Raw genomic sequence first — 23,927 nt, 5'->3', positions numbered from 1 at the left:
ATTTGTTTACGTGCATGGTAAAGCTAACGGGTGATTATTGCTCGTACTTGGCAATCAGCTTGTCTGCAATGTCTGCGAACAATACTCCGGTAGCCGTATCCGCCTTATATACTGACGGTGAGAAGTCGGGCTCGGAGATATGGTTGTCCGGGGCACCCAGCGGTACCTGAGCCAGCAGCTCTGTATGCAGTGTCTCTGCCAGACGGGCTCCGCCGCCTCTGCCGAAGATGTAATCCTTTTTGCCGCAGGAGGAGCATTCGTAATACGCCATATTCTCAATGACGCCAAGAATCTCATGCTCGGTCTGCAGAGCCATAGAGCCCGCTCTCGCCGCCACAAAGGCAGCCGTAGCATGAGGGGTAGTGACAATGATCTCCTTGCTGTGCGGCAGCATCTGGTGGACATCAAGGGCCACATCGCCCGTACCTGGAGGCAAATCCAGCAGCAGGTAATCCAATTCCCCCCAGCCGACATCACTGAAGAACTGGCGCAGCATTTTGCCAAGCATTGGTCCTCTCCAGATGACTGGACTATTCTCCCTTATGAAGAAGCCCATCGACATGACCTTCACACCGAAGCGCTCTACCGGGATAATCGTTCCTTCTTCCACGATCGGCCCTTCTTCAATGCCCATCATGTCCGGGATACTGAAGCCGTAAATATCTGCATCAATCAGGCCAACTCTCTTACCCTTGCGGGCCAGCGCCACAGCCAGATTCACGGTTACGGTTGATTTCCCGACTCCGCCCTTGCCGCTGGCGATTGCAATGAATTTCACCCCTGAATTCTCATTGATCAGCTCATGCCCCTCAAGACCCGCTGCGTGTCCTTTGAGCTTCCCCTCTTGATCTGAATCCGGCTCGTCCCCGCCGCCTTCTCCGCGAAGCGTAGCCCGTTCATAGTCGGTGGCATCACGCAGGCGGATATGAATCTGTTCTCCTCCGCCCTCTGTAAGCAGGTCGCGCACCTGCTGCTCCAGCTCCATCCGCTTCTTCTCATCCGAATCCAGACATACGATGGATAACGAAATACGGTCCTCCTTGATCATGATATCGCGGATTAACTGTAGTTCGATCAGGCTTTTTCCGGATTCCGGGTCTGTAAGCGGCTGTAAAAGTTCCTGAATTTGTTCCCTGGTCTGCATGGAAAAGCACCTCTGTTCCTATCCGGCGGTAAGCCCCGGTATTTGTACCCATTATAGCATTACCCCCGGAGGGAAGAGTAGTCCCACCCTACGCCGCTATGGCTGCTCGGAGCTGTACCGCAGGATGCCCCTGTAGATGCTGGTTGCCACCTTCCGCTGGTACAGATCATCCCCTAGGAGCAAGGACTCCTGAGGATGTGACAGGAAGCCTACCTCAACAAGCACGGACGGCATTTTTAACACTTTTAACAAATAAATGGTATTCGCTGTCTTCGCCACGCGGTCTGTATTCTCAAGTGTAGCTCTCAGCTCATCCTGTACCAGCCCGGCCAAGGCCTTATTCCCCTCGTTGCTTGGATAATAGAAGGTCTGCGCCCCGCTCCAGCGGTTGGAGGGAATACTGTTCATATGTACACTGACAAACAGGTCGGCTCCCTTCTCTTCAATGCTCCGCACCCGCTGCTTCAGATCCTCCGTCTTGCGCCTGGCGTACCCTTTGGTATTGTCACTGGCCAGATCGTAATCCCCCTCACGGGTCATCACCACAATTGCCCCAGTCTGCTGCAGATAGTCGCGCAAGTACAGAGACACAGAGAGATTGATATCCTTCTCAATCAGGCCTGAGCGGCTTACTGCTCCCCCGTCCGGCCCCCCGTGACCTGCATCAATGGCAATCACCTTGCCGGAGAGCGGCAGGCTCCAATAATTGACCGTCCTCGCAGTCGGCATGTCGTAGGCGATGATTCCGATCATTATAGTGAGCAGTACTGCGCCCAGGATACTTTTTTTGATGCCGCGCCAAGAGATCCAGACCGAGACTTTATGCTTCTGCCCTCCAGACATAACAAAGACCCCCTCGTCCCGATAGATTCTACTCATCTATATGGGACAAGAGGGCCAAATAGTACTGGCTATGCTCCCTATTCGTTTAGGACTTCACAGCGGCTTCCGGTGACATGCCTTCAATCAGGATCTGCGCCACTTCCGGGCGGGTGAACTCTGGAGGCGGACACTGGCCGTCACGCAGCAGCGCCCGTACCTTCGTACCCGAAAGCGTCAAATGCTGCTCAGCCGGATGCGGACAGGTTTTGCTGGAGGCCATATTGCCGCACTTCACACAGAAGAAGCTGTGCTCGAAGAATAGCGGCGTAATCCCAAGTTCCTCGGCGGTGAAGTTAGCAAAGATCTCCTGCGCTTCATACGTACCGTAGTAGTCTCCCACACCTGCATGATCACGCCCGACAATGAAGTGTGTACAGCCGTAATTCTTACGCACCATGGCATGGAAAATGGCTTCACGCGGTCCTGCATAACGCATCGCTGCCGGGAAGACGCCAAGGAAAGTGCGGTTCTCCGGATAATAATTCTCCAGCAAAGCCAGGTAACTCTTCATCCGCACGTTGGCCGGAACATCATCCGACTTGGTCTCCCCTACCAGGGGATTGAGGAACAGAGCGTCTACGACCTCCATAGCGCATTTCTGGATATATTCATGGGCTCGATGTACCGGGTTACGCGTCTGGAAGCCTACAACCGTTCTCCAGCCCTTTTCTGCGAAGATCCGGCGGGTCTCGGCGGGGTCAAAATAGAATTCAGCAAATTTCTCCGGCTGCGGGCGGTTCAGTACCGTTATGGGTCCGCCTACATAGGTCGCCGGCCGGGACAGCAGCTTGCTGACTCCGGGATGTGCGGGGTCGGTTGTTTTGAACACATTATGCGCTTCAACCTGCTGATCGACCGTATAAATACTCTCAATATCCAGCAGACCGTAGATAACACCGTCATCTTCACCGATTAGAGAAACCCTGTCGCCTGTCTTAAGAGTTGCTGCAAGCTCGTCACCGACAGCCAGTGTAACCGGTATACTCCATACCGTACCGTTAGCCAGCCGCATATTGCTTACTACCGAGTGATAATCCTCTTCGTTCAGGAATCCGGTGAGCGGCGAGAAGGCGCCTACCCCAATTAAATCCAAATCCGATAAGGTCCAAGTATTAAGGGCAATCGATTGATGTGATGAAGCTTGCTTCAGCAGTTTTTCTCTCTCTTCTCCGTCTGCGATGCGCCGGATCAGCGTTCCTCCGTGAGGAAGTATTGAAGTCATCCCTGTTCTCTCCTCCTGTGCAATGCTATTATCTTATTTATGCAATCCGCATTCTGTCTTGTCCGAACCGGACCATCTTCCTGCACGCGGATCTTCACCAGGCATAACAGCCCGGGTGCATTGCTCACAGCCGATACTCGGAAAATTGCGGTCATGCAGCGGATTGTACACTACATCATTCTCGCGGATATAATTCCACACATCCTCCGTAGTCCAGTTGGCAATCGGATTGAACTTGACCAGCCCGAACTTATTATCATATTCTATCTTCTTCGCATTGGCCCGGGTAGGGGCCTGGTCCCGGCGAATCCCGGTAATCCAAGCGTCGTATTGTGAGAGAATACGGGTCAACGGTTCCACCTTGCGGATCGCACAGCACTGGTTAGGGTCAGTATTCCATAGCGCCTCCCCATACTGCAAGGCCTGCTCCTCCACCGTAATCTGCGGAGACACCCGGACGAATTCCATCCCGTACTTGTCAGCCATAATATCTCTAGTCTCATAGGTTTCCTTGAAATGATAATCCGTATCTAAATAGAACACATCTGTCGAGGGACTCACCTTCTGAATCATATCCACCAGCACCACATCCTCAGCCCCGAAGCTGCAGGCAAAGGTTATATTAGGAAAGGTCTCCACAGCCCAGCGGATAATCTCCTCCGGAGCCGCATGCTCCAGCTCTTCCGCTTTCACTTTGATTAAATCCTCTTTCTCGAGCAGGTTCATCTTAGTTTCCTCCATCCGGATATCGTCAAGATCGAAACCTACGAGGTTAATCCCGACTAATTCTATAAGATATAGTATATCCGTTTATCCGGCGAAGTCAATGGGTTTTGTTCAATTTGGAATAAAGTATGGAGTGGAATTTAACCCTGATCAAGATTAACTTGGTTTAAGTCAAAAAAAAGACCCCTCCATTTCTGGAGAGGCCGTTGCAATATTTCGAAACTTAAATATTTCATTCAAAGATTTGTTTAGCAAAGGCATCGCTTAACCCTATTGATTTTACTTTTCCATCCTCATTGAACGAAAAAGTTATAACATAAATATTCTTACTGTCTTCCTCGGGACTTTTAACTGAGAATTCTCAATATGTTCTAGAGGAATAAGAAGACCACTGGATATAGCCACCTGATGCAAGTTCAGGGGCAAAATAAAAACGCCCACCTAATGGACGCTATGACTTATTTATTTTCTCTCTCCAACAGAGCGGCCACATCGGCGCGAATGCTCTCAGGCACCTGTACCAACATCTTGATCCCCTTATTGATCAGGTTTGCATATATCTTAGCCATTGTCTGTAACACCTCCCTCTACGGGCGATTCCGGCTGCTGCCCGGCCATTACCAGCTCGTACAACTCAGTGATTGCGACCTGGGCATCAACCGTTTCCTGTTTGGTGACTTGCAGTTCAACCTTTGCAGCCTGAAGCTCCTCATAGCTCTCTGCCAATGCAACCTGTGTATCCATCAGCTGCGCCTCAGTCTCGTTCAGCCGTGATAGTGCATCTTCAAGCTGCTTCGTGGTGTCCACCGCTCCAGCCTCCACAGCAGCCATTCGTCCTTCCAATGGGTTCGGCTCGTTAAGATACGTAAATAATAATTCACCTGTCTCCGGGTCCACCCTGTAGCTGTCGCACTGCGCAAACTCCCGGGAGTACTGGCCGTATTGCAGCTTAACCACGCCGACCGTCTCCCGGACGCGCTTCGCCAGCTCCTTGATGCTGGCGAAGTCCTGGTCTTCCGTGGTCTCAACATAGCCTCGGCCGACGTACTCGCCGGTGTTGTGGATTACATTGCCGGTTGCTTTGTCATAGTAGATTTTCATGCTGATTTGCATAATATATATCCTCCTATTCTATTTCAAAAGAATCATAAGAATAGCCCCCGGGGATCCGAGGGCAATTGCCATTGATTTAAACCAGGACGTAGGAAGTAGTTAAGTTCACTCCTGAACCTATCCACTGTAGAGTACCGCCTAACAATCCTCCAGCAAGTACTGTAAATCGGAAGGATAATGCGCCTGTAGACGATTGGTAGTTCATGTACTGTAAGAACGAAGTTACGGTTCCTCCTCCTATGGCAATCGTAGAGCTGAGTCCTCCTCCTGTATAAGACCAGGAAGCGGATGTGTGTACTCTAAAATTATCAACATTGGAGGATGTTACATAACTGGATGAGCTTGACGAAAGTCCCGTGCTTACGGCAGCTAAAGTTTTTCCTGCCGGAGCTGCTATGGAAATAATCCATTCAATAGCATATCCCGACACAGAAGATGGGGCAACAGCTCCAGTGTTATGATTAAACGCGACAGGAGTCGGTGAAAAGTTCCCTGTTATTCCATAAATGCTTACTCCCGCTTTTATATTGGCTGGAATAAATGCAGGGTCTGCTGACTGAAGCTGCGCAGGCGTGACCTTAATCTCACCTGCTCCTGCCCCTCCTTTGCGGTACCCTTCACGCGGATATACGGCAAGAGCTCCGTCCCCCCACTTGCCTACGCCCTGCGCGGGATCAGCCCCATCGGTAATAACTGGCATCGCCCCTTGAAGTCCAAACATATTAACATCAGCTCTAAAGTAAGCAGGGTTAAATCCTGGATCATCCTTGTATACACCAACTAGTCCGCCCTGATCTGATGTTCCTGTCAAGTACGCTCCCTTTGGAATAGCCAAGTGTATCCGACCAACCCCAGACGGTATTTCCACCGTTGCCTCTCGCCATCCGGGGTAATTCTCGCCTCCTCTTAATGGGATTTCTCCATTAACAAGTCCATTTTCAGTCCCGAATGTTTTACCCGCTAAGACGTCCGCCGCTCCCGCTGTTCCATACTCACCCCCTTCACCCTGTAAGATAAAAGCCGTTCCATCGTACACCACTGTATACACCCCGCCCTGCACCAACGGAGGGTTATTACCATTTGGCTTTTTGATGGACTTAGCTCCCAGGCCGTTGACATTGAGCGTAATCGGGCCGGAGGTGGATGTTAACGCCTTAAAGGACAGCCGCTGCCCAGGTGCAAGCGCCGCAATTGGTGGAGTTGCGGTGCCAGTGAAATTAGGCGAGCTGCCTGCGATGGTGCCAAGGTAGGACAACGAACCCTGAACCACTTCAGCCAAGGTTTTGCCTGCGTGAAGATCAGCATCAAGACCGCTTCCCGCGCCGTCTACTGTGATCAATTTGGAAAGCACATCACTTGCTGTGTATGAGTTGGCTGGTAATGGTACAAAGCCAAGGGTAGCACCCATTACAGGACTGGTGTGTACCCCCACTCCTATTCCCCCAGCTACCACAACAGGAAGGGCAATCTGGACAACATCTCCTGGGGTCGCGTAGATACTCGGCGCACCATTAGAATAGCCAGTACCTCCGCTAATCAGGGTTTCAACATGCATCCAGCCATCAGAAGGCGTTACTTGTAGGTGGGTGGATTGAGCTATCCCATTCTTTTTTAACCTGCTTTCCTTGTTGATAGCTACCTTGGTTCCTGACTTTACCCTAATCCAGAAGGATACTGTAAAGTTCTTACCGACACCCGCAGCGGGGAAGCTGGCGTTAACCGTCATCAGGTATGCACCAGGAACGACCCCGCTAGGATTTTGAGTACCACTACCCATTGTATAAGTTGCTATATGGAACTCAGTACCATATCTCACTGTGGTTCCACCGTACATAGCTAATAGCAAGCTGCTAACATCAGCGGTTAATGCTCCACTCACACCACCGTTTGTGGAGTTGTCATGATAAAACTTTCCAGCACCTGTAACAGTAGTACCATTCCATGAGCTGAAAAATCTGATATTGGCAAAGGTGTTAGAACAGCTGACTTCTGAGGGGTCACTGTTAGTCCCAGCAAACCTACCAGAGTCTCCCAACATGTTTGTGACACTACCAAATGGTAAGTTGTCTACAGATACATTGGATGAGCTGTCTAGTCCAGCGTAACCTCCGGCAACATTTTTCGCTGCTGTTGTTTCAATCTGCTGCCAAGTTGTCCATGCACTTTGGTAATAATTACGAGTAAATATTACTGGCGCTGACGCTGCCATACTGTAGTAAGTCACCGTCTGGTTGCATCCAGTACCGTCAGCACTCACTGTTGTCTTAATGTCCAAATTGAAGCAGTAGCTCCCTCCGACGGGGGGCTGATTCGTAATAGTAGCCGATGAAGCGTTTGAAACCGCGTAGAACTGGCCCTCACTAACCAAGGTGTTCAAATCCATATTGTTAGGCAGTGGAGAAGCTTTCATTTTCAGTTCTCGCCACGATGACCAACTACTTCCGCTATTCCTGCTTTCTCTTGTAAACTTTCTTATGATCGTGATTGTGTTAATCGTTGCAAACACATCAGCCTCTTGAATGATATAGGCGGAATTGTACCGTTTTACAAATACAGATGTTGTAGACCCAGTCACCGGAAGATCCGGACTTGAGAAGGTCAGTGTGTAAATACCCGTGTCAAGCAATGTATTGGGGCTGACGGTGGGATTTCCACCTTTCCCTAAACCAGAATTTCCGGTAAGCTGATACTTTTGGATAGTGTCCGGCAGCACTGTACCATCCGCCACCCCCAGCTTTAGATTGTCGACCTTTCCCTCGATATAATCATCCGCGAAATCTTGTCGGGCATTATCCTGCCGCAGCTCCGCGACACTCTGGACCACCTCACAGACCACGCCACCCAGGCCCGTCCGCCAGGTCGCAGCGGCTTCTGTGACATTGGCAGTCAAGGCGTATTTATCACGGACTATATAGGTGACATAGTAATCTGCTGTTGAATCAAAGCTGCCTGGTAATGTCCGTGCATTAAGTGCACCGAGACCATCCGGCGCAAACACCCAGTTCTGAGTATCGTTTTCCGCATCTTTAAATACGGCGAGAAATTTCTGGGTCGGGCAACTCATAACTGCTTTTCCCCAGTAACTACCACTGCTCTGCGAGATGATATAGTAACTTCCGCTATCCAGCTTCGGCACTACTTTTTCTCGCTGGATAACTCCCGTTTCCACGTTGATCTGATTCCCGCCCGGGTGCAGGGTAATACTTCCTTCAGCATTTGGCACTGGAACTGGCTGTGATGCCAGTGCCAGCATATAGTCCAGAGAAGCCCATGCAATCCAGCCAGGCGCTTTATTAGCTGCGACCCATGCCTCAGTATTTGTCGCCGGGGCGCTACCGTCCAGAATAGACACCCATGCGGTATAGACTCCACCACTGCTGGTCGTGGCCTTCCAACCGTTTGTAAGGCCCTTTATTGCATTCCCATTTGGACTTATACCGTTAACCCAGCCAGAATCGACATTGCTTACTGTGATATATACATTACTGCCTACTGACGAGGGTAACCATGATTGCCCTCCTGATGTTGGGGGGTACGCATGGCTAAGTAATTCTCCTTTATAATTAATAACTCGTTCCCTGTCCGCTACTGCATTTGCCCCAGATGGCAATGCTGCATAAATAGAGGTGAATCCATTTTCGGTATTGCCGAACCTCCCCCATGTCCCAGTTCCGTCAAGAATAACATTTTTCCGCACACGCTCCACATACATCCAGTCGTTCCCCGCGCTAAATACACTGTCCCGCACATCCCCGATCTGCCCGAGCGTGACCGGGAGGATTATGCTCTGCGACTCCGCTGGTGTAAACGGAGTAACCGCGCTGCCAAGTTCTAACTGCCAGTTTTTATAAGTAATTGTCCCGGCGGCAGTATTGCGTGTACGCACAAGGATATAGCTAGTGTTAATGTCTGTGGTCCAAGTAAATGCTGTCACAATCATAGTTGAAGGGGTCTTGATTGGGCTTCCGTCTGTGGCATATTCAGATATTTGGACTCGACCTTCCCCTGAACTCGCCGTAATACTTGCGGAAAAGGTGTACGTCTCCCCCCCTTTTACATTCATCTTTGCAGATATGTCTGAGACTTGGTCTGCTGCTGATGCTGTCAGCGTCATATCATAAGGACCGTTCATTCTTGCATTGGCGTGAAGAGTGTTGGGCGCTCCCGACAGCAGGTTCTTCCCCTTCTTGGTCACTGCAACACCCTGAACATGCTGCTTACCGTCCACATATGGCCAATAGGCATCAACAGCATCGCCTGTGATTGTCGTGCCTATGGCTGTATACTCCGCTGCCGATACCTCATACAGCCGAAGTTCATCAATGTAGGAGACGCCAGCAGATGCTGCTCCTAATCCAAATAATAGCCTAAATCCCGTGCCCACTAGACTATTGCTCGCTGGGATCTTTACATATTTGAATTGCCAAGTACCTAGAGTTGAAACAGATCCGTATGTGGAATATCTAGTAGTCCACGCCCCCGCATCACGCAAAGAAATCTCTGGACTGTTTGAACCCGAAGTGGATTCAACAAATATCCATGCTGCCAAAATGTAATATTTGGTTGTATCCAAAGAGAATGGAAAATCTTTAAAGAGATAACTTGATGATGCTGAAGAAGCCGAAAACTTAACTGAGGATGAGCCTGAACGCTTTTGGTTGGTGGATAATGTAACACTGCCTGACCCAGATACTGACCACCCGTCGAGGCTTTCCCCGCTTCCTAATTTCCCGATCAGATTCGACCGCGTTACTCCCTGAACCACCAAATCCAGCTCCGAGCCATTAGCGTCCGCCATCACTACCGACGTGCCCGGCCCAAGGGTTTGAGTCAGGTCTACCCGGCCTACCTTTGTATCGGTATAGGCAATGGCTGCGGCCTGCGCTGCGTCTGCCTTAGCTTGAGCACCTACAGTTGTTTCAACCTGCTGCCCGCTTTTGGTTTTTGTATCATCTGGGATAACCTGCATCGCTAAAGGCAAGGTAGTGGCTGCGCCTGTGTAGACGCTACCCTGCACCCAATCTTTGGCCCCAAGTGGTCCGTGATGCTTAACGTGGGTAGTGTAGTTGTTCCCTGCGCTAGTTCTTGCTTCCACTGTTACAATCCATTTACCGTCTTTCCAATACACATCTGAGATTGACAACTGCCCTCTAATAGCGCCAGAAACCTCGGTATATTGTGTGCTTTGACGGTTAATGGTGCCCGCAGTGCTACCCATAACGTCCATCCGCTTTGTCAATCTGCCTTCAGATGAAGCGTTACCCCAAGCCCCAGTTACTGTCACCTCAATAAATCCAGACATGACGGCTGGACCAAAACTGTAGTCTATTTTCTGATTAGCGGTACCATTAACGGTTTGGAACGAGAATACCTTTTCGATGTACTGTTCGCTTCCCCCGAGTCTCACCCCTTGACCCACTATCAGCGATGCATTATCTAGTGCCGCCACCCCATTTGCAACATTCCTTTGCGATGATGGGATAGCCCCGGATATTGCCGCCCTATCCGCAGCGTTAAGGTGCCGGGTAGCATCATCCGCATGCGCCTTAGCAGCCTCCAGTGTTGTGGCCGGTGCAGTCCGCCAGGAAGACTTACCTGTAATGGATTTGACCGTGTTCGCCAGCCAACCCAGCAGATTGGTAATGGTGCCGCTGTCTCCTGTTGGTGCTGTAGTATCTAATATCGTCCGGCTGCCGATAACCGTGTCTGTGGCAGAACCGGCCCCGCCTGCTCCCGCAGTGATCCCCGCCAGTTTAGTCTTTTCGGCTGTGGTGTAGTCATTAGCAGACAGTCCCTTGCCGGAAACCTTATCCACTTTGACAGCATCCACTGCGTCCAGTTCAGATTTTTTCGCAAAAACAAGCGACTCATCAATGACTGCGGTAATATTGGCGGCTGTGCCTACCACTACGACACAATCGAACGTCTTCTCGATGATGTCTGATCCGCCGCCTGGCGGAATGTAATCCGCGGTTACTCCGGCATTAGCGTAGGCGTAGAGGATTTCTCCCGCATCCGGGTCTTGTGCGAAGACTCCTACTTCACGCCAGTAGAATCCTGTAGAGACATCCGCGTTCCGCAGCACTGAACCAATAATCGCCTTATTAGGCGGCTGTGTAGTTATTCGTTTAATCGGCAAACTGATCTTTTGCGAAATCAGTCCATTCATCGCCGGAACAGCCTGTCCTGTAAGTGAACCGTCGCCTACAGCAATGCGGGTATAATTCAACTTGCCCCCCGCTTGGGCCTTCCCCTGCAGCACAAGACCTTTGTTGGTCAGTGTCATGCCTCCAAATACTGCCACATGATTCCCTCCCTAAATCTGAATATGTTCCCCGAAATGTAAAAAGCCGCCCATATAAAGAGGCAGCTGCTCTGCTTGTGAAATAGTGACGCTATCGAGTACAGCAGACAACCTCTTAACCGCATCGACAGCGGCAATGAATTCCTGAGCCCGTGCAGCAGTCACATCCGCATTGTTGGTGACCACCCGGAAATGATAAGGGTCTCCTCCATATTGCCACCATTCTTCGACTGCACCCTGGCCAAACAGGATGGAGATCAGATCTTCTACTGCACCGGCAGTCCCTTTGTGTCTGTGAAAAGGAATTGCATTTTGAATCAGCAGCCGTTTCTGTTCAACAGGCAGAGCCGGATCATAATACGGCGGCTTGAATTGCCAGGCCAGCTCATCCGTTTCCGCATCCGTCCATTCCGTTGACCGGCTGAAAATATTCAGACCGGCGATCATAGTGCTTGTCTCTTGCAAATGTATATCTAGCGCAGCCGCAGCCGCGGCCATGGCAGGGTCCTTACGAATGGAAGGCGGGAGCAGATCGCTCAGGCTTAAGGTCTGGATATTAATCATCTGCCAGCCCCCCATAAGTCAGTGCCGTTGTGCCGGATAGCGCCACTTGGGTTGCGGACATTGTTTTATACACGGGCTCTGTCACCATGACCCGCAGCGCCCCGGCAGCCATAATACGGGATATTAGCTCTGACGGGTTGATATCCCTGCCAAGTTTGGAGCGCTGCCAGAGCTGATAAGCAGCAACGGCTGCCGATACTGCCGTCTGGATACCCGGAACCTCAGCAGCCCGGCTACGGCTAATATAATAGGTCAGCGCGGTATTATAACTGACTGGCTGTGGCGCACTCACGGTTACCAGATCTGTCAGCGGCCGGATTCCCCTGTCCTCCAAAGTCTCGGCAATTGAATTCAGAACATCCTCCCCTGGAATTCCCCCTTCTGCGAGTAAGGGTACCACGGTAACACGCCCGGGTGCCGGGGAGTAGGCATGAACATCCTTGATTGCCGAGGATGTGGACTTGGCCCAGAATTCATATGCTCCCTGAGGTCCAGCCGTTGAATATGATTCCGGCGCATGGCGTATGCGTTCCTTGAATGCTTCATCTGTCTCAGCAGCAGCACCGCCGGAGCTGATGGTCAGATTCGTTACAGCCTGGACAAAAGGCAGCGGGTCCATTGGAACATTAATCTGCCCAGGCAAGAATCCGTTCCCGGTTGTCCCCGATTCGGAGCATGTTGCCTTAACCGTTCCCGCTGTCTCTCCCGGGGGAATCTCCAAGTACTCCATGGTTGTAAAATAAATTGAGCCCTTCCCGCCCTGTACTCCGACGCGTGTCCCTGCCGGTATCGGGGCCGCTGAAGCCAGCGGAATGGATAAAGCGAACTGGAGCGTAACGATTGCTGCCGATGCCTCTAACCGCTTTGATCCTTGAAAAGCCCCCATATGATCTAGTAACGTTCCAGAGGCATACCGCAGCAAATTTCCTTTGGCGGTCTGATTGATCAGCACCTTTTGCTGAATAATCACCGCTGCGAGTGAAGACAAAAAAAGCCGCACCGGATCGGCAGGCTGTAAAGTGCGTCCGGCAAGGCCTTCATATACAGTGATGACATTTTGCTGTATGGCTGCTGCATCCTCCTCCAAAAAGCGGATATCCGGTAATTCAGCATATTCCAATTCCTACTCCTCCTCTGCCAGGCTATATTTCAGTACGACGGCCAAGCTGCCTGTAAGCTGCTCTTCTATATTCTTATGAAAAGAAACATCGGCCACTATTGCGCGTGGCTCCTGCTCCGTTATGGCTGTAATGATCGCTGCCGTCAGGCGGGATTCAGCGATGTATGCCGGTTCATCAATAATGGAGTAGTCCAGGCCAATCCCCCGGGCTAATGGTGCGCTGCCAAGCGGAGTAGCAAGGATCATCCTTATATTCTGAGCAACTTCCTCTTCTACCGTTGCCGGGCTAAAATCAATCAGTGTGGGCTGAGTCATATCTACGGTATACATCATTTTACATACTCCTCAAGTGAGATCGTGACCTGTGCATCCAGTACATTGCCAATGCTATCCAGCCTGTTCCAATCCTGTGACAAACTGCTGATGACCCATAGCCCAACCCCCACATTCTTGCGTCCTATGATTAACGGCATCGCCTTGCCGGCACGGTCCAGCTCAGTAAGCCTGTCCAGCTCTTTGCGCGGATTAAGGCCAAGCGCCGCTGAGAATTGAACCGAGAATGAAACGGAGTCTGCCCCCGGTCCCAGAAATTCTTTCTTGGGCTTCTTGCCGATAATATCGTGCTGAGCCCAACGGCTGGAGCTGCTGCGCTTGAATTCATCTATGGTACGAATCGCACCCTCCGCAACGACAAACACTACCGGCCCCAGACTGCCAATCTTATTCATTTTGTAATCTTGCTTCTGCTCTTTTCCGTTCTTATCACTCATCCGGTTCTGCCTCCTCCATCATGAACTGAGCTGGCAGACACCTTGCCGGTAACCGTCAAGTCTCCCTCGATCCGCACCCCGCCGCTTGATTTGACAGTAAGTGTTTGGGCTGTACGGTCATAATAGACATAGCTGCCATCCTCAAACCATACCCCCCGCTGATCCTGGGTACCAGAAGGTTCACCGTCATCTGCAAAATAACTTCCCAGACAGAACCCGGCGGAACGCGCATGATTCAAAAAAGCACACACAACCCGCTCTCCCGGCAACGGTACTGCATTGCCTTTTCCCCAGCCGCCCGGTGTCAGCACCGGCAGCTCGCCGGAAACCATATCATCACGGTCTGCAAAAGTAACCCTGACACTTCCGGCTGCCGGATTAGCTGTCGATACTCTGCCAATAAGTATCACCTTTCACCACCCCAATACTTTACGAATGTCCAGACTGGTTGTATATCCGCTGCTTCCAATTGAGTGCCTTGCCGATTCAATAATGTATTTGCCGTCAAACCGCTTCCAGCCTTTGATATTAATCGTTAGTCCCGCGGCCATCCTTAGATCTCCCATAAGCGAGAGAGTGCCTTTGCCGCCTTCTTTATTCTTTTCCCGGAGCCTTTTACGGGCCAGCCGCATCGCATCTGCCTGCGAGTCGACCTGTTCGTTAATCTTAAGCACGGGACCGCTCTTAGGCGCGCCTTGAGGCGTATACGTGGCCTTTAAGGACTCTTTGCCCTGAGAGGGAGTATACGTCACAGTACATGCCCGGAAAGCTGCATAGGCCGAATTGTAAGCGAAGCTGTAATCCGTTACATTAGTCTCCCCCCGCACGATCGTTGCCACCGCTGCTTTTTGTTCATATTCCTGTTCATCAAAAAGCACCAGGCTTCCAGAAGATACTTTAATGGCGATACCTTCTTGCGTAGCTGTGTTCAGCAAAAAGGCCAAGTCCGACACCTCCGACTGCTCCAGCCGGTCATAAGAGGGGTTGTCCTGTGCCTCATAGATTAATTTTAGCTTTGCGCGTTTGGCCACTTGAGCAGCTACTGTTTTCAGATTGGTTTTCTCCCAGCTGCGCGAGCTGCGCTGCATCCGAACCTCGGAGGTCACGGGAAGCGAGACCGCCTTAATAGAGATCGTATCGGGAGGACCGCTAAAATCAATACTGTCTACCTCAAAGGTGCCCAGCGGCAGCTTCTTAATTTCACCCGGCTTGTCCCAGTTGACCGTCCGGATCGCAGCAACCAATTGATCGCCTTCAACCGGTGACCAAGGCCCCTGCCAATTGCGCTCCCTATCCTCAAGTGTAACTGTAAGATCATCTAATGAACCTGAAGCAGCATCATTATACTGAAAATCTGTCAGCGATTTAGTGATATCCTGCGTAACATCTTTTCCGTTATAGCGCAGCTCCAGTACCGCTCTGCGTGCGTCCTGCATAAGTTCCATGTGCTTCACTCCCTTCGCCAGGGAGGCAGTGAACTGGATATGTCTGTGGGCAGCTCCGGTACATTCAGTACAATATTGCCTGAGAATACACTGACAGCAGCATGTGCCGGATTAGCATTCAAGAGCAGCGTCAGGAAACGGGCATCTCCATAGATTTTAAAAGCAATCCCGTCCCACATATCGCCTTGTACCGTTCTATAGATCATTGGAAGCTCACCCGCCTCTGTTGCAGCAGCATCGACTTGAACCGGCGTTCGAAGCCGTCCTCTGTCTGCTTTAAAGCCTCCCGTACCTGTTCAGCTACAGACTTATCGCCCCCTTGAAGGGTTACACTAGGCGCCCAGGTTACATGTATATCCCCATTGTTAACGGAATTATTATTATATCCCATTAAGTCATTTGCCTTCTCAAGCAAAGACCGGGACCGGGGCTTGCGGTTTAAGGGAATAGCGATTTCAGGGCCAGCCTCACCAAAAATAGAGGGCACGTATGCGATACCGCCTTCAGCGTACCCCTCAAAACCCGGATCATGTCGCGCCAAATAATTCGCTTTTTGGCCAGCTTTAGTACGCGTATTAGGCGTACCATCAGTTTTAATGGACTTGTGAACTTCTCCCCACTCTTCGTCCGTAAGTTTCCAGTTTGGAACCTGTCCGGTTTGCTCCCAAAGGATTTGTACGTTTACTCTCTTATCGGCAGGCAGTTTATCAACCTCAGCGTTAAGATTTATCATATCAGTCATAGCTTGATTAAATTGTGCTTGTTCAGCAGCAGACATATCCTTGTACTTGGCCGCTTGCTCTTGCAAGGTACCGCCGAGATCAAGCTCAATCAATTTCTTTTGGGAGTTGTAGTAGGAAATAAAGCTGTTTTCAGCTTCGGTTATTTCACTTTGAGTTTTCTTAATTTTTTTATTGTCTTTATCAAATGATTTCTCTAGTTCACCAAAATCTTCTTCAAACTGAAGTGTTCCTCCTAAATAATCATAGTCTTTTCCAGTGACTTGAGTAGCTTTTTTAGCAAAATCTGTAAGACGCTCTATCTTCTGATCATTTTCAGGGCTTAATTCTATTTCAGTGTATTCCGCCTGAAGTTGAACATAATCTCTATACTTCACCTTGTTCTTTTCATAAGAAGCCGTTTGTTTCTGGAGGTCCTGAGTCAGTTTGGAATAATTATTCTCCAATTCAGGCAATTTCGCTTGTGCAGTAAGTGCATCATGTTCTAATTCACGACGGCCCATTTCTTCCTTGGCTTTAGCAATATCTCCGACAAGACCTATCTGTTCTTTGAACTTATCATTCTTGGAGCCTTCTGCAGACAAAATATTTGGATTCATATCGATAAGTTCCTGCTCGACTAGCTTCTGCTTTCTTCTAGCTTCTAACAATTCTGCAGCGGGTGTATTTGCATCCTTAATTTTCTTATCCAACCGGTCTTGTTCAGTAATTAGATCCTTGGTTCTAGCACTGGCCTCCTCAATCCCAGCATAATTGGCATAGGACTCATCCAGCGCATCCCCCATATTCAAAAGCTCCTGGCGCGCATCCTCCTGATGCTTTTTGAAGGCGATGACACCGGCTGTGACCAGCCCCACACCGGCAACAGCGAGACCGACGGGATTCGTCAGTAATCCCAGCGCACCCGCAAATCCTCCAGCCGCTCCACTGGCCGCGCTGGCCGCCTTAATGATCGTGGAGAACTCCTGAACAATCTTCACTGTTTTTGTGGCCAGCATCGCAGCAGGAACAGCGAGACCGATAACCATCAGCACTTCTTTGTTGTCTGACGCCCAGCTGGTCAGCCCCTGAAGTGCAGGCATCACACTCTCTCCCAAAGGAACCACAAGACCGGACATCAACTCCCGCCCTATGGCTGCAAACTGCTCGGTTAGCGTATTATCCTTAATCGCAGACACTTCATCCATCGTCTGCCGGGTCATATCAAACTGATGCCGCGTCTGGCCCAGCGACAACACCGCTTTGTTGCCTATCTCCTCAAACTGAGACCCAAATATAGCGCTGGCAAGGGCCGCTTGATGAACCGGATCTTTAATTGCTTTTAGTTTAGCAATCACCTGATTCATGGCATCCTTACCGGTCATAGACCCGTCTGCCAGCCCCTTGAAGATTTCATCCCCATTGCCCATTGTCTTGCGCAGTTGAAGCATGGCCTTGCTCGCCGAATCACCGCCCGCCTTCAAATCCTTGACCAGGGCAACAGCTCCATTCTTTCCGGCCACTTTCACCAATTCGCCGAATTCTTTCGACTTCGTTCCGCCGCTTACAAGTGCAGCACTGAATTGGTTCAGCTGCTCAGGTGCAAACAACTCATAGACAGCGGTCTTTGTGGAATCCGAGCCCTCTTTCACCGTTGAACTGAATTTCTTCACAAGCCCGGCAAGACCCTCAAGGGAATCCCCCCCATTGTCCATGCCAGAGCTCAACAACTCAAACATCTCGTCAGCAGAATATCCCATTTTCTTGAAGTCTTCGCTGTGTTTCTCTACGGCACTTAGAAGCCCACCGGATGTATTCAGCCCCTTCTGTGCGCCTTGGGCCATCAGATTGTACGCCTGTTCTGAAGAAATGCCGAATTTCTGCATCATCGCATCAACAGCTTGTACTGAGTCTGATATATCCCCCTTAAACACATCACGATACGTCATAGCCTTCTGGGTAGTCGTCTCCAGTTCATCTCCGGTTTGGCCAAGAACTTGGTTTACCATCCCAACCGCGTCACCGATATCCTCGAAGTTTTTACCGTAATTCTGACTGTACAGGCTATCGGAGATTTCTTTCATTCCGCTCATTTCAGCGGCGGTTAATCCGGTTGATGCCTGAAGCTGCGCCATTGCCCCGGCAGAATCATTCACAGCCGTCCATACCGCTCTTAGCGGTTCAACCGCTTTAGTCAGCATGGAGAAATCCACTTCTTTGAAAGCAGTCTTAAGTTTGTCACCGAGTTGTTCGGCTTCGTCGCCAGCGTCCTCAGCATCTCCGCGCAGTTGATCAAAGTAGCCCGCCCTAGCCAGCTCTTTAAGCACGTCTTCCAAATCCTTAATTTGCTGTTCCACTTCCTCGACAGAGCGGGGAACATTTGGATTCACCAATACATTCAGCCGGACAATAAGCTCACTGATGCTGCTTGGACTCCCTGAACCTGAACCTGCCATAGGTTACCTCCCTCCTTTAATTCTCGCCACCCGCTCTGCCCAATCCCCCAGTTCCTCGACAGGCAGGTCGAGAAAATAGGGGATTGGAGTATGGGTAAGCATGGCCAAAGAGACGGCGATGTCTTTGATCCCATCGCCGTCTCCGCAGCCTACAGCAGCAAAAAACTTTGTGCCTGTAAGGTAAGTTTTGTGAAATCCTTAGCGGGCAGTGCTTTAATCAGCCCCACATGGACACCAGCAGCCTTGGCCACAATATAAGCCTGATAGGCTTTATTGGTCTCCTTAATCAATTCCCCGCCGGATTGACGGGCAGATTCCATCTGATATTGCCGGTCACAGGTAAGGATGTCCTCACCGGTTAATTTGTCAAAATCAATATTCAGGCTCTCAAACGTATCGCCCTCAAAGTTGACAGGCCGGGCGAAAGTGTATACTTCCGCTCCGGTCTCCTCCAGTTCTTTTGTTCCCATCGTGCACTCTCCTTATAGACCAAGATTCTGTTTGGTAGCCGCAAGGTAATCCACATCGTATACTTTATGAATATAGTTGTACTTATCAATTTCCAGTACCTGGACACCATCCAGGGTGACCTTCAGATAGTTAACCGAGAAGTTGTTGGTAGTATCCATTGCTGCTCCAGTCTCCAGATTACCGAGTGTCAGGCCGAGCGGTCTCGCCCGGACGGTAACCTTAAACGGCACCTCGCGGTATTCACTTGTCGCGGTATCAAACGTCTGAATGGAAGCACGCAGGTCCAACGTGTGGACCTTCGGTGCCAGCAGAGAGGCTGCCGCCTTCTCGATCGTGCGCCATTTAAGCGCCAGACTCATCGCTCCTGTGTACCCTGGAGAAGGCGCCGCCATTTCTCCGGCAATCCCGCCCCCTTTGATGGTATCTACCAGGTAAGTAATTTCCGGCAAAGTCGCGGTTGCTGTTCCCAAGTAATCGACGGCATTCAAATACACCGAATAATCAATAACCCGTTCTGATCTGTTTGGCATGATTGCTCCTCCTTCTACGCTACCAGCGCAGCCAAGTATGTTGTGTCGTATTCAAGCAGGAATGAAATTTCCTGTGCTGGTCCAGGCGGCGTAAGATGCAGGTGGAATGTAATTTTACCCGCCATCAGATCTGTCACCGGGTTCTCGGATTCATTGAACTCTACCCGTCCGCCCAACAGTGCTCCTGATGCCGTGAGGCCATTCAGCCAAATGTTAACGGAATCCGTAACCGCTGCTACCAGCCGCTTGTTCATCGGGTCATCCACCTTCTGCATGTAGGTCAGAATCAGACTGTTGCCAATCCAGTTGAACATCCGGCGGACCGGAATAAAGCTGTCTTTAGGATCGGTTACGCCTGGATATGCAGCGGTGTTGTTCCCCCAGCTTTTCCAGCCGCTTGTTCCCAGATTAAGTGCGGTTACAATGCCTGCACTGTTCAGGAAGCTGGCCTGGTCAATTCCGAGGAATTGGCTTGTCCCGTCAGATAGTGCAGTGCCATCCGCCTGTAGAGGCTTATTAGAAGGCGATACAAAAGGGATACCTCCATTATCGGCATCCGCCGCGGCAATAAGGCCGGCAAGCTGAGTGGAGAAATGATATTTCTTCTCCCCAAGCGTCAGCATCGGATAGGCGGCAACTTGCAGAGCACCCGTGTAGTTATTGTTGGCTTTCCATGTACCGGCCTCTGTATAAGAGCAGGATGGATCAATATCCGTCAGCGCAATCGCCTTGAAATTCCCATTGATATTCCCGGCTTTCGCCTTCATCACTGCACCAACCGCAGGCAAATGCGACCAGCCCGGAGCCAGCAGCAGATCCGGAAGGATACCGAAACGCGGGTAAGCTTGATGAACCAGCTCAAAACCGGTATATTCACCGGAAGATGTTACGCCCCCAATGATATCCTCAGCTTCTACAGCACCAGGGTCCAGCTTGTCATATCCAATAGAAAGTTGATCAATGCTGGATGCAATTGCACCAGAAGCCTTCGTTGTGACTAACACATGTCCATTCTGATCAAAAGCAGCTGTATAATCCTTACCGGATACATAAGTAGAAGTACCATCTGAAGATTTAACAATCAGTGTAGGCAGTAGTACCCCCTCAGCCTGCAAAGTTGCCAACTGGTTACTGACAACTACCGCTGCTGGAGCAACCGTTGTTTTGTGGATAGCCGGGTCAAGCACATTAACCAGAATCATGGGGGCTCTTTCGTACAAGGCAAAATGAGAATACACTAACTCGCTCAGCGTATATTTTGACCAGTCGTCACTATATCCCAGAGCTGCCACGGCTTCTGCGTAGTTATTCACAAGCACTGGAGTATTAACAGGTACAGCTGAAGTTGCCATATGGAGGGGAGCTGTACCCACCGCAAAGGGAATACCGCTTGTTGCTTTTGCGGGAGCCAGAACCGAAGTTGATTGTTCAATAATGCTTACACCATGTTTAAATGACATTGATTAGATCCCCTTTCCTAGAAGCCTTTGATAGACTGTATATTCTGCGGTTCCTGCTTGAAGAATTCGCTCCTGCACTGCGGTCATTTCCTCAACCGGAACAATCAGTTCAGCCACATCCGGCTGTTCAGCCATCAGGGGCGTTAAATAAGATGGAATGCCCGACCGGAATACGGTCGCTTGCAGCAGTTGGCCGCCACGCAAGTTAGGACCCAGATAAATTTGTATGGGCTCCTGCCCGGTTTGAGGTTGGTCATTATTTTCAATAGAATTCACAATACTACCTCCTGTCGAATTTGGGGCAATGCCCAGGTTGTTGTAAGTTCGCCCCTCCACACTGCTGAAGGGTGCTCTTCGTCAAGCTTCCATGTCCAATTGGCTTCCAAACTGAATTTCTGCTCAAGAACTCGTTGGCGCAATAGCAGGATACGTACCCGCTCCATCAGATTAAGCAGCATAATCAAGCCAGTATCATCTTCGGAATGGGTTCCAAACTGAAGTTTAATTTGAATTTGCCCGTGACCGGAATCTCCCTCACCCTCAGCAGGCCGAAGCATAATAACCGGAGATACCGGATTTACGCTTGTATTCGGCGGAAGATATCCCAGCAGAACTGGGGGCACGGGCTGCGTATCATCAGCCAATTCCTTTTGCAGAAATTTCTGGATTGCCATAAGTAACAGCGTAATGGTCACTTTCGCCCTCCTTGTATTTAGAACTCATTTCTGAACCGTGCGGGTCGCACGTAACGGATTCATGATGATTAACCTTCCTTCTATTTATTAGGGGCTTTCACTAGACAAACCCATTATTTATATTTCGTGCAGCGTGCTTCATCTGAGAAGTGAACCAAATTCGTCTATTACGGAACTGATCTTTTTTTGCGCACGCTGGATATATTCACTTACGCTGCCTGCCGAAATCATGAGCATTCCAGCAATAGCCACATGCGAGAATCCTTCACCGTTAGCCAGCATATAACACTCCCGCTCCCTTCTGCTTAACAGCCCGAGAACATGTTCCAGTTGAAAGCGCTGATCCTCCGATATGCCCTCTGAAGGGATCGCCTTGAAACGGCCAGTGAAATTTTGCATACGAATAGGCTCTAAGAGAATTTCCCGCTCGTAACCCGCACGCCGTTCAATTCCCCGTTTATTCCCCGGCCGGCGACCACTGCTCAGCCACTCAATCACATACTTGCAGTCACTGACCATTCCGGCGATCACCTTCTTATCATCCGCGTCCGCACCTTTGTACAACTGTTCTACACCTTTTAATGATCTTTGGTATTCCGGAAGCATTCTTAGACCGTAATCAGAATGGAGTAATATCCTATCCTCCTGCTCAATCATGCTCATGTTGATTCCCCTCTCTCATAAAAATTCCGCAAATAAATACTCAATTTCGTATTTTTTATTTATATTATGCTCAATTTCGCATTATGTCAAGCATTTCATCCTCTTAAATACGAAAATGCATATTTACTTTTCCCTTCAATCTCTCTAAAATAAAAGAAGATAATACGAAGTAGCGTATATCGGTTATTATGAGGAGGACTGTGTGTGCAGCGGGCTGAAGTCTTAAAGCGATTAATTGAGGAAACCGGCCTGAACACCAAGGCTTTTTCAGAAAAGGCAGGAATTCCTTATACTACGCTGAGGTCCATTCTAATGCGGGGTGTCGGAGGAGCTTCTGTTGATAATGTTCTTAAGGTATGCCGTGCCTTAGGGATCACTACCGAAGAAATGGATCGTCTGGCCAATGGATCAACAGAAGGAGACTCTGCTTCACCAATGTCTGAGCTGTCTGAGTTCGAAGCTTTTTTAAACAATCCGGAGCATGGGCTATTTTTCAAGGATTATCTGGATGCACCGGATGAGCGTAAGCGGGAAATGTTAACCTTCTGGCAATTTATCAAAGACCAAGAAAAGAAAAAAGCCGACTCTTAGACACCAATTAAAAAGTAGAACACATCGTGGTTTCAGCCAACGGGCTGATTCCGCATATCCATATATACGAACATACATTCTATTTCGGAGGTATAATATGTTTATTCATTATACAAAAACACATTTGGAGCATTTCGTGGAGAACCTCTACATAACCCATTCGATTCTGCAACCGGAGGACATCACAATTCCTAAGTTATCAGAAGAGTTAGATGTGCTTGTTAATTATGCGTCGATTACAAGCCGTGCTTATGAGTCCTCATTAGGTGTACGTTATATACTTCTGGATAATCGGGATTCTCCTATGAAGCAGCGGTTTAATTTTCTGCATGAGCTATGCCATATCCTGAGACACGCCGGCAATCAGACGGTAATGCCTGTCCCCTTCATCAAAGCACAGGAGGAGGATGCTGAGAAATTCGTTCTTTATGCCACCATGCCCTTTTTTATGCTTCGAACGTACAGTTTATCCGATGAATATTCTATTGCAGTTCAGCAGATTTCAGAGCTCTTTGGTGTACCCATAGATATGGCCAAAAGCCGGTTTGATCAAATCTTACGTCGGGAGTATGAAGGAGAAATGTGGCCTAAGAGGAGAAAAGAGCATCAGTATGCCTTTTATCAAGCTGAAGAGGAATGGTGCCAAGCTTCGGATCAGCCGGCAGTCTTTGCTTATTATGATCCTCACAGCACTTTGGATGGCCCCGATCAGCTTATTGTCTGTCTTGATCAGCACACGTTATCTACACGAACTGAATGGAGGATTCCTTTAGAGGAGAGATTTCAAGAAATTGAGCTGGATGCCCTGAGGAATTTAGAACTTGCGCCAGCCGCAAAGGGAGATCTGATCTGCTTCGATGGACAGCTTACCTTACAGCTTCACCAGCTTGTACACAGGTATGGTTCATCCAAACGAAACTTTGTACTCCAAATGAGAGATGTTGAACAGATCTTTGAAGCGGATCAGAGTACGGTGCGAAGATTTTTGTGAGCAGATATAAACAGTTTCTCCCCTGGTTAAATGTAATAATCTTCCACTGAAAAACCTGGCC

General features: G+C 49.7%; 23 protein-coding genes. 2 read left to right on the top strand and 21 right to left on the bottom strand.

The annotated features are described in order from the left end of the window. Nucleotides 1-34: 34 nt before the first annotated feature. From NST04_RS07560 to NST04_RS07460, 21 genes are all read right to left on the bottom strand, one after another. A complete protein-coding gene (locus NST04_RS07560; RefSeq protein WP_341183761.1) occupies nucleotides 35-1,144 on the bottom strand; it encodes an Mrp/NBP35 family ATP-binding protein in 1,110 nt (369 codons plus the stop codon). A gap of 96 nt (nucleotides 1,145-1,240) precedes the next feature. Next, on the bottom strand, nucleotides 1,241-1,987 hold the full coding sequence (gene cwlD, locus NST04_RS07555) for an N-acetylmuramoyl-L-alanine amidase CwlD (RefSeq protein WP_341183760.1): 747 nt from the start codon (nucleotides 1,985-1,987) through the stop codon (nucleotides 1,241-1,243). An 85-nt stretch (nucleotides 1,988-2,072) separates the two neighbouring features. Beyond that, on the bottom strand, nucleotides 2,073-3,248 hold the full coding sequence (gene sat, locus NST04_RS07550; protein ID WP_341183759.1) for a sulfate adenylyltransferase: 1,176 nt from the start codon (nucleotides 3,246-3,248) through the stop codon (nucleotides 2,073-2,075). A gap of 33 nt (nucleotides 3,249-3,281) precedes the next feature. After that, nucleotides 3,282-3,974: a phosphoadenylyl-sulfate reductase gene (locus NST04_RS07545; RefSeq protein WP_340937748.1), complete on the bottom strand. Its 693-nt coding sequence runs from the start codon at nucleotides 3,972-3,974 to the stop codon at nucleotides 3,282-3,284. 458 nt (nucleotides 3,975-4,432) lie between these two features. Further along, on the bottom strand, nucleotides 4,433-4,543 hold the full coding sequence (locus NST04_RS07540; protein ID WP_268748425.1) for a CD1375 family protein: 111 nt from the start codon (nucleotides 4,541-4,543) through the stop codon (nucleotides 4,433-4,435). Next, on the bottom strand, nucleotides 4,536-5,087 hold the full coding sequence (locus NST04_RS07535; RefSeq protein ID WP_341183758.1) for a hypothetical protein: 552 nt from the start codon (nucleotides 5,085-5,087) through the stop codon (nucleotides 4,536-4,538). Before NST04_RS07535 ends, NST04_RS07540 begins: the two co-directional genes overlap by 8 nt. 76 nt (nucleotides 5,088-5,163) lie before the next feature. Beyond that, nucleotides 5,164-11,391, bottom strand: coding sequence for a phage tail-collar fiber domain-containing protein (locus NST04_RS07530; protein WP_341183757.1), 6,228 nt, complete (start codon nucleotides 11,389-11,391; stop codon nucleotides 5,164-5,166). Nucleotides 11,392-11,403: 12 nt separating this feature from the next. Then, nucleotides 11,404-11,955, bottom strand: coding sequence for a phage tail protein I (locus tag NST04_RS07525; RefSeq protein ID WP_341183756.1), 552 nt, complete (start codon nucleotides 11,953-11,955; stop codon nucleotides 11,404-11,406). Next, nucleotides 11,948-13,075 carry a baseplate assembly protein gene (locus NST04_RS07520; RefSeq protein WP_341183755.1) on the bottom strand — a complete coding sequence of 376 codons (1,128 nt, stop codon included), beginning with the start codon at nucleotides 13,073-13,075 and terminating at the stop codon, nucleotides 11,948-11,950. The genes NST04_RS07525 and NST04_RS07520 overlap by 8 nt, the downstream gene beginning before the upstream one ends. A gap of 3 nt (nucleotides 13,076-13,078) precedes the next feature. Beyond that, on the bottom strand, nucleotides 13,079-13,408 hold the full coding sequence (locus NST04_RS07515; protein ID WP_341183754.1) for a GPW/gp25 family protein: 330 nt from the start codon (nucleotides 13,406-13,408) through the stop codon (nucleotides 13,079-13,081). Beyond that, nucleotides 13,405-13,845 carry a phage tail protein gene (locus tag NST04_RS07510; protein ID WP_341183753.1) on the bottom strand — a complete coding sequence of 147 codons (441 nt, stop codon included), beginning with the start codon at nucleotides 13,843-13,845 and terminating at the stop codon, nucleotides 13,405-13,407. Before NST04_RS07510 ends, NST04_RS07515 begins: the two co-directional genes overlap by 4 nt. Then, on the bottom strand, nucleotides 13,842-14,255 hold the full coding sequence (locus tag NST04_RS07505; RefSeq protein ID WP_341183752.1) for a phage baseplate assembly protein V: 414 nt from the start codon (nucleotides 14,253-14,255) through the stop codon (nucleotides 13,842-13,844). The genes NST04_RS07510 and NST04_RS07505 overlap by 4 nt, the downstream gene beginning before the upstream one ends. Nucleotides 14,256-14,258: 3 nt before the next feature. After that, complete coding sequence (locus NST04_RS07500; protein WP_341183751.1) at nucleotides 14,259-15,290, bottom strand: phage late control D family protein; 1,032 nt, start codon at nucleotides 15,288-15,290, stop codon at nucleotides 14,259-14,261. Between the two features lie 5 nt (nucleotides 15,291-15,295). Beyond that, the gene (locus tag NST04_RS07495; RefSeq protein WP_036721798.1) at nucleotides 15,296-15,496 is read right to left on the bottom strand and encodes a tail protein X; all 201 of its coding nucleotides are present in this window, start codon (nucleotides 15,494-15,496) and stop codon (nucleotides 15,296-15,298) included. After that, entirely contained in the window at nucleotides 15,493-18,465 is a 2,973-nt protein-coding gene (locus tag NST04_RS07490; RefSeq protein ID WP_341183750.1) for a phage tail tape measure protein, read from the bottom strand. The genes NST04_RS07495 and NST04_RS07490 overlap by 4 nt, the downstream gene beginning before the upstream one ends. A 149-nt stretch (nucleotides 18,466-18,614) precedes the next feature. Further along, nucleotides 18,615-18,935 carry a phage tail assembly protein gene (locus NST04_RS07485; RefSeq protein WP_341183749.1) on the bottom strand — a complete coding sequence of 107 codons (321 nt, stop codon included), beginning with the start codon at nucleotides 18,933-18,935 and terminating at the stop codon, nucleotides 18,615-18,617. A gap of 12 nt (nucleotides 18,936-18,947) precedes the next feature. Further along, a complete protein-coding gene (locus NST04_RS07480) occupies nucleotides 18,948-19,466 on the bottom strand; it encodes a phage major tail tube protein (protein ID WP_340751518.1) in 519 nt (172 codons plus the stop codon). 14 nt (nucleotides 19,467-19,480) lie between these two features. After that, a complete protein-coding gene (locus NST04_RS07475; RefSeq protein WP_341183748.1) occupies nucleotides 19,481-20,926 on the bottom strand; it encodes a phage tail sheath family protein in 1,446 nt (481 codons plus the stop codon). A 3-nt stretch (nucleotides 20,927-20,929) separates the two neighbouring features. Continuing rightward, complete coding sequence (locus tag NST04_RS07470; protein WP_341183747.1) at nucleotides 20,930-21,202, bottom strand: hypothetical protein; 273 nt, start codon at nucleotides 21,200-21,202, stop codon at nucleotides 20,930-20,932. Continuing rightward, a complete protein-coding gene (locus NST04_RS07465; RefSeq protein WP_341183746.1) occupies nucleotides 21,199-21,621 on the bottom strand; it encodes a hypothetical protein in 423 nt (140 codons plus the stop codon). Before NST04_RS07465 ends, NST04_RS07470 begins: the two co-directional genes overlap by 4 nt. A 138-nt stretch (nucleotides 21,622-21,759) precedes the next feature. Further along, nucleotides 21,760-22,284, bottom strand: coding sequence for a sigma factor-like helix-turn-helix DNA-binding protein (locus NST04_RS07460; RefSeq protein WP_341183745.1), 525 nt, complete (start codon nucleotides 22,282-22,284; stop codon nucleotides 21,760-21,762). 204 nt (nucleotides 22,285-22,488) lie between these two features. On the opposite strand from NST04_RS07460, the gene NST04_RS07455 reads away from it, so the two are divergent. Together NST04_RS07455 and NST04_RS07450 are read left to right on the top strand one after the other, a co-directional pair. Further along, nucleotides 22,489-22,875, top strand: coding sequence for a helix-turn-helix domain-containing protein (locus tag NST04_RS07455; protein ID WP_341183744.1), 387 nt, complete (start codon nucleotides 22,489-22,491; stop codon nucleotides 22,873-22,875). A gap of 97 nt (nucleotides 22,876-22,972) precedes the next feature. Next, nucleotides 22,973-23,866 carry an ImmA/IrrE family metallo-endopeptidase gene (locus NST04_RS07450; protein ID WP_341183743.1) on the top strand — a complete coding sequence of 298 codons (894 nt, stop codon included), beginning with the start codon at nucleotides 22,973-22,975 and terminating at the stop codon, nucleotides 23,864-23,866. Nucleotides 23,867-23,927 lie beyond the last annotated feature (61 nt).

It is taken from the genome of Paenibacillus sp. FSL H7-0756 (assembly GCF_038006765.1).
In the GTDB taxonomy this organism is placed as follows: domain Bacteria; phylum Bacillota; class Bacilli; order Paenibacillales; family Paenibacillaceae; genus Paenibacillus_AQ.
This window is presented reverse-complemented; position numbering and strand designations above follow the sequence as displayed.

Excerpts from the sequence above, each read along its gene's own strand:
- cwlD (WP_341183760.1), bottom strand. The coding sequence starts at position 1,987 with ATGTCTGGAGGGCAGAAGCATAAAGTCTCGGTCTGGATCTCTTGGCGC.
- sat (WP_341183759.1), bottom strand. The coding sequence starts at position 3,248 with ATGACTTCAATACTTCCTCACGGAGGAACGCTGATCCGGCGCATCGCA.
- NST04_RS07540 (WP_268748425.1), bottom strand. The coding sequence starts at position 4,543 with ATGGCTAAGATATATGCAAACCTGATCAATAAGGGGATCAAGATGTTG.
- NST04_RS07490 (WP_341183750.1), bottom strand. The coding sequence starts at position 18,465 with ATGGCAGGTTCAGGTTCAGGGAGTCCAAGCAGCATCAGTGAGCTTATT.
- NST04_RS07510 (WP_341183753.1), bottom strand. The coding sequence starts at position 13,845 with ATGAGTGATAAGAACGGAAAAGAGCAGAAGCAAGATTACAAAATGAAT.
- NST04_RS07450 (WP_341183743.1), top strand. The coding sequence starts at position 22,973 with ATGTTTATTCATTATACAAAAACACATTTGGAGCATTTCGTGGAGAAC.
- NST04_RS07485 (WP_341183749.1), bottom strand. The coding sequence starts at position 18,935 with ATGGGAACAAAAGAACTGGAGGAGACCGGAGCGGAAGTATACACTTTC.
- NST04_RS07495 (WP_036721798.1), bottom strand. The coding sequence starts at position 15,496 with ATGATCTATAGAACGGTACAAGGCGATATGTGGGACGGGATTGCTTTT.
- NST04_RS07475 (WP_341183748.1), bottom strand. The coding sequence starts at position 20,926 with ATGTCATTTAAACATGGTGTAAGCATTATTGAACAATCAACTTCGGTT.
- NST04_RS07460 (WP_341183745.1), bottom strand. The coding sequence starts at position 22,284 with ATGAGCATGATTGAGCAGGAGGATAGGATATTACTCCATTCTGATTAC.
- NST04_RS07525 (WP_341183756.1), bottom strand. The coding sequence starts at position 11,955 with ATGATTAATATCCAGACCTTAAGCCTGAGCGATCTGCTCCCGCCTTCC.
- NST04_RS07545 (WP_340937748.1), bottom strand. The coding sequence starts at position 3,974 with ATGAACCTGCTCGAGAAAGAGGATTTAATCAAAGTGAAAGCGGAAGAG.
- NST04_RS07480 (WP_340751518.1), bottom strand. The coding sequence starts at position 19,466 with ATGCCAAACAGATCAGAACGGGTTATTGATTATTCGGTGTATTTGAAT.
- NST04_RS07535 (WP_341183758.1), bottom strand. The coding sequence starts at position 5,087 with ATGCAAATCAGCATGAAAATCTACTATGACAAAGCAACCGGCAATGTA.
- NST04_RS07560 (WP_341183761.1), bottom strand. The coding sequence starts at position 1,144 with ATGCAGACCAGGGAACAAATTCAGGAACTTTTACAGCCGCTTACAGAC.
- NST04_RS07500 (WP_341183751.1), bottom strand. The coding sequence starts at position 15,290 with ATGGAACTTATGCAGGACGCACGCAGAGCGGTACTGGAGCTGCGCTAT.
- NST04_RS07515 (WP_341183754.1), bottom strand. The coding sequence starts at position 13,408 with ATGATGTATACCGTAGATATGACTCAGCCCACACTGATTGATTTTAGC.